4 protein-coding genes are annotated in these 5,427 nt (G+C 52.3%); 2 read left to right on the top strand and 2 right to left on the bottom strand.

Going from position 1 to position 5,427, the window contains the following annotated elements; translation table 11 throughout:
• On the bottom strand, positions 1-1,085 hold a 1,085-nt coding region (locus tag E7Z62_09020), incomplete at its 3' end, for a hypothetical protein (GenBank protein MBE6523243.1).
• A gap of 525 nt (positions 1,086-1,610) precedes the next feature.
• On the opposite strand from E7Z62_09020, the gene E7Z62_09015 reads away from it, so the two are divergent.
• Entirely contained in the window at positions 1,611-2,276 is a 666-nt protein-coding gene (locus tag E7Z62_09015) for a hypothetical protein (GenBank protein MBE6523242.1), read from the top strand.
• A complete protein-coding gene (locus tag E7Z62_09010; protein MBE6523241.1) occupies positions 2,273-3,640 on the top strand; it encodes a hypothetical protein in 1,368 nt (455 codons plus the stop codon). The genes E7Z62_09015 and E7Z62_09010 overlap by 4 nt, the downstream gene beginning before the upstream one ends.
• Positions 3,641-3,650: 10 nt before the next feature.
• On the opposite strand, the gene E7Z62_09005 is transcribed toward E7Z62_09010, so the two are convergent.
• Positions 3,651-5,168 carry a hypothetical protein gene (locus E7Z62_09005; GenBank protein ID MBE6523240.1) on the bottom strand — a complete coding sequence of 506 codons (1,518 nt, stop codon included), beginning with the start codon at positions 5,166-5,168 and terminating at the stop codon, positions 3,651-3,653.
• Between the last annotated feature and the right edge of the window lie 259 nt (positions 5,169-5,427).

Here is a 5,427-nt window from a genome sequence, read left to right as displayed (position 1 = left end):
ACCAGGATTATTGCTATGGTTCCGAAGGCCAGTGCCAGCGCAGGCATGATAGCGAGCGGGATGTAGACATCGGTACCGATGGTCACGAACGGTGCGATGATCATCTTAGCGACCATCACGTGCAGCAGATAGAGGTATAGGATGTTGAATCCCATGAGGCTGAAAAGGTTGGAAATTCCCGGTATCCTCATGAACAGGGATGCGATGTACAATTGGACCATTCCGCACGAGACGGACGTTATCGCAAGGGTCACCACGTTGAAGGGCCCATAGGTACCGATCTTTCCCTGGACGATATCCGTCTCTGCGGGAAGGAAGATAAGGCATAGCGCAGCGCAGACTATCGATGCGACCAACCCTATCCAGAATACCTTCGTCCTGTATCCGTTCTCCAGGACGTCGGCCACTTTGTACTTGGCCAGAAGGGCACCGACCAACAGCAAGGCGGCGACCATCGGGGCGTATTGTGCGAAGAAAGGCAGTTGTATCTTCACGAAACCGACGTAGAATGAGCTTATCAGAAGCAGCACGAAAGCGGTGGCGATCGTTACGCGCCAATCCTTCAGGACACGGTCGGCTATGGCGTAGAATATCAAGTATCCTAAGGATAGGATGATGAGATAGTATATCATCACACATGCGTCGTAAGGTGCGAGGATGGTGCAGGCATCAGCGTATTCGTCCGAACCGATCTCGAGGCCCACCCCTTTGCTGATTATGACTCTGAGGATCAGCAGGAACGGATTATAGGATGCGTCATATCCGAGAGCGACCATGTAGACGAACAGTATCAAAGTCATTACTGTCGTCCCCGCCACAGCGATCAAGAACAATGGGATGACACGCTTCTTCACATTCTCCAGATAGGTCCTTCCAGGCTTGTAGAAGTATCCGGAGATCACCATGAACATGAGCAGACCCGAGAACATGAACTGGACCAGAGCCGACGGGTTACCGCCTTTGCCTGTTGTTCCGTTCTGAAGGAGGACCAGGTGGGTTACGATAACGCCCAATATGGCCAGTCCTTTATAGACATCCAGGATCTTCAACCGATTCGTTTCTGTAGAGGAAGCCTCAGCACCCATGGAGGATATATCTGCACTGAGTTTTAAAAAAACAAGGGTGATGTTACTGCCCTTAATGTCGAAAGACGATCGCTTGTATCATCTCATGCTCGGATTCGTCTTTCTCACCAGTCTCCAGAACCCGTATGACAGCGCATACCCCAATGCGAACAATCCTATCATCCACAGTATTGTCTCATAGACCGGTTGCGAGTGTATCCTCATGAATGAGTATGGGGCGGCATCTACCTCAGTGATTTTAAAGTAGGATGTAAAAACTGCCTTCTCAGCGGTCTGTTTTCGTTTTATACACGGGCGTTAATAAAGGTACATGAGGGGCAGGACAGCATCGGTTAGCACACATCTTCTGTTGGCAGCCATGCTCATCGCCCTCTTTGCGTTCCTGTTCTCGATCCCCTCATCCGACGCGGAGGAACCCGTGAGGGACAGCGGATCCGGTCCCTGCGGCGATGACATGCATGGGCGTTCAATCTCAACGGTACCCTGTCGATCTACGGTTCCGGAGATTCTTGGGATTATTCCGAGATGGATAACCCTCTTCTTCCTTATGCAGATAAGATAGAAATCATCAAGATAGATTTCGGTGTCAGATCCGTCGACCCACAGTTCCTGGCCCCTTGCAAGAATGTGAGGTATGTTGATGTCGGGAGGGACATGGTGGGATTCAGTTTTGAATCCGATGAGCTGGAGGAGGTCACGCTCAAGAAAAGGATAGACGAGGAGTCGGGTTATCTGGAGTATTTCTCGGTCGGATTCGGATATGCCCATGTGACGATCTATGAGGAGGACCTCAGGATTCTGGGCGAGAAGGAATCCGCAATATCCTTCAAGCAGATCAGAGGTACGGATGTCCCGGTGGAACTGAGGACCGTGGTGGGGGCGGACACCCTCTACGAGTTCAAGGCAGGGGATCTGGCCGAATTCGAGAACGACGCTCTGATCTCCATTTACAATGACAGCGCCCTGCATTTCAAGGTGATGCACTTGCAGCCCGATTATCAGATGGCCGAGGGGCTGTACCATAACTATAACATCACGTTCACATGCGATGAGCCCGGATATCTCCTTGTGCAGATGCAGAAGAAGACCTTCATCCCGTACCCGGAAGCAGTAGGGGCGATACTGGTCCTGTTCTTCACAGCATGTGCATACGTTTACTACCGCAAGGTCCTGAGGGGGCTGGAATCGTGACTACCGACGGCCTGTCCATGCTCAGGATCAATCTGGAGAACCGCAACAGATGGGACACGATCATCAACGGACCTATGTGCCTCGCTCTCTTGATTGGGCCGATCTTCTTCGCATTCTACGACTGGGGAGGGGATGGTCAATACTACATCACCGGATTCGAGGAATATGCAGGTCCCCTTGTTGCCAGCGCCGTCGAGGCATTTATGATAGTTATCCTGCTATTCACGATGTACAACAGGTTCGTAACCCATTCGCGCAGGGACAGGATGTGGAGGGAGGCGTTGATCCGCCATACGGAATCCGAGGGTCTGAATACAGATGCGTTGGCGGAGTATCATAGGGCGATAACCGAGAGCGACCAGTTCAGTATGGTAAGGCCTCTGATCGCCATAATATTGATCACAGCGGCGAGTTCGATCCTCGCCATCATCTTCTTCCCGATGGACATCATGGGCAGGGTACTGATCTGGATCCCGGTGGCGCTCGGACTCCTGTTCGCACTCCCAACCTGCATAAGGTATCCTGTGAAGCATGAGAATGACCAGATAAGGTTCACGGAGATACTGGCGGAGACCTTCCGTCCGACGGGAGTGGAGATCACTCCTATGCCGAGGGTGGTGAAAGTTTCCAAGACGTGGATCCATGTCGTGCTGCTGGTCGTAACATCGGGCGTCTATGCGATCATATGGTTGGTGATCATGGTCAGGGAGATGAACCGCCATCTGAGGTATCAGCATGCGTACGAGGACCATCTGCTTCAGTTCCTGGAAGGCGACAGGGAAGCGTTCCAGGGCGCGCTGGATGAGGAAGGGAAGGTGATCAGGAAGAGATACATGCCGAAGATAATGGTCATCACCGAGCTCCTGCTGATAGCGATCTGCTTCACTTATATGACCAGGATCACGGGCATAGTCACCGATTTCAACATGGATATGGTAGGTAACACCGTCATCCACGACATCAACATCGAGCTGTACTACAACTACGGTATGATCATCCTCTATCTGGCCCTGATGGTATCCGCCTTGTTCGCACTTGTCGGGATAGCCTCAGGGAGGCTGCAGTCATGGCGCAGGATCGTCAGGAGCTGCATAGCATTCGTGATCCCTATCCTCGCATCCCTGTTCGTCTACAATCCGGGAAGCTATGTTCATATGTTCGACCTGAATCCCTACGTTACATTGGCAGTCGCTTACGGCATCGTCCTGATGACGGTGATGTCCGTCTCCATCAGAGCGTATTACACTCCCAAGGGAAGGGAGATGCCGAAGGTCAAGGAATGGTTCAGATACGTCTTCTTCGGCAAACTGTACGAGGATGACGAGGATAGCATCTGGGAGAGGATCAAGTCGTCCATATTCTGAGTGCGCGTATTCACGCTTCAGCAAGCAGATATGCTAAGCGCGCGCCTCTGTATTGCGCGGTGTAATCTATCTCGTATCCCGCACATGCGAAGGCCAGCCCGTTGTTGTGCTTGTGGTCCCAATTGCCACCCGTTACCACGGAGTGTACTCCTGAGGATGCTCCGTTCATCGCATCCCCGGGGTAACTGGGGTCATCGGGATGGGCGCCCTTCTCCGTTATGATCGGAATATCCCAAACCCACGCTCTGGAGTCGGCGGCAGAGATCCCTTTGCCCGGACTGATGTCTGCCCAGACCCCTCCAGTATCCGGCAGGTCTCTGGAATCGATGAGGAATTCGCCGCCCAGATAGTTGCATGCGTGCAGGCGCTGATTATCGGATGTGGGCCCTTCCACATACGTGTCCCCGACGAACTCGTTCAGGGAGCCCCAGCTGTTTTCGATGAAGAGTTTGCTGGAGACCCTTCCGTTCTCGGTTGTGATTTCGCCCGATTCGGATTCCGTGGATTTCGCGTTACCGTAGAAACCGACGTCATCCGTCGATCCTGATCTGGCCGGGCTGGTGTTATCGTCGCTGAATCCCTGTCCTATCATGACCTGGGCATTCTTGGACCCCATGACCGTGTAGCCCATCATCTTGCAGAGCGTCCACTGATAGAAGTTCCACAACTGGTAGTCGGATACCAACCTCTTCGTTGATGCAGGGGTGAGCATATCCGCATACTGCTTGTATTCGTCGACGTCCTTGTTGTGCGATACTGCCCTTTCGCTCTGCGATACCAGAAGGCCCTCGCCGATGATGTCTTCGGAATCCGAGACATACGATTCATAGACCCCGATACAAAGATATGGATACACATTGGAGCTGAAATCGGTCTTGCCCGTCTCATAGCTGGCGGAGTGGGCATAGGGGATCATATCTGTCATCTTATGATCCTTGTCCAGACTGTAGGTGGGGCACGATGACATGAACAGGACGTTGTAAGTCTCCCCCTCTTTCAGATTCCCGACTGATTCGCTTTGGACGATCTTCGCAGAGGACCAATACACGGTGGGGATGACCAGCATGATGTTGTACAATTCGCCGTTGTACTTGTGGCCTGATACGGTGTATCCAAGGTCATTCGGATCCAGGACATAGGCTATCCTTCCCACGGAACTGCTGAGCCTCTTTTCTCCGGAATCGTCCTCGGCGTATTCGGGACAGTCGTCCAGCAGATTAATAGCCGCGTAGAAGCAGTTGAACGGCCCTAATCCATCGCTGTCGAATTTCCAGAAGCCGTTGATCCCATCGATGCCCACAGAGGTGCGGTATCTCTGCTCCAAAGGTGTCGCTGAACCGCTCTCGTAATGGGATTCATAGACATCTATGACGTTGACATTCGCTTCTGAGTCGGTGTACATGACATAGAGATAGTCCTCTCCTTTCGGGATACCGTTGTCGGAGTGTTCGCTCGAGACGATGAACGAGCACAGTAGCACAGCGAAAACCGATACGGCGATTGCGGCAGAGATGTATTTCCAATTCATGGGATCGAACGCTTCTAGATGTCCGGGTTATTTCAGTTTTTTTCTGCTGATAGAGTGAGAAATATGACAGAACACTTGGAGCATCTGTTAACGCATACTTTTTCTTCCGCTGAACTAACGATGCCAATAATTAACCTGACTTTGACACATCGCAGCGATCCGGTTGACCGATCGGCGAAGGCCTCTGTACGTGCCTCTCCGCCTATCATGGCGGTCGGCGATTCGTCCTTTGCAGGAACGGGGTGGCCGGTCCACCCCC

The organism is Thermoplasmata archaeon (assembly GCA_015063285.1).
Lineage (GTDB): Archaea > Thermoplasmatota > Thermoplasmata > Methanomassiliicoccales > Methanomethylophilaceae > Methanoprimaticola.
This window is presented reverse-complemented; position numbering and strand designations above follow the sequence as displayed.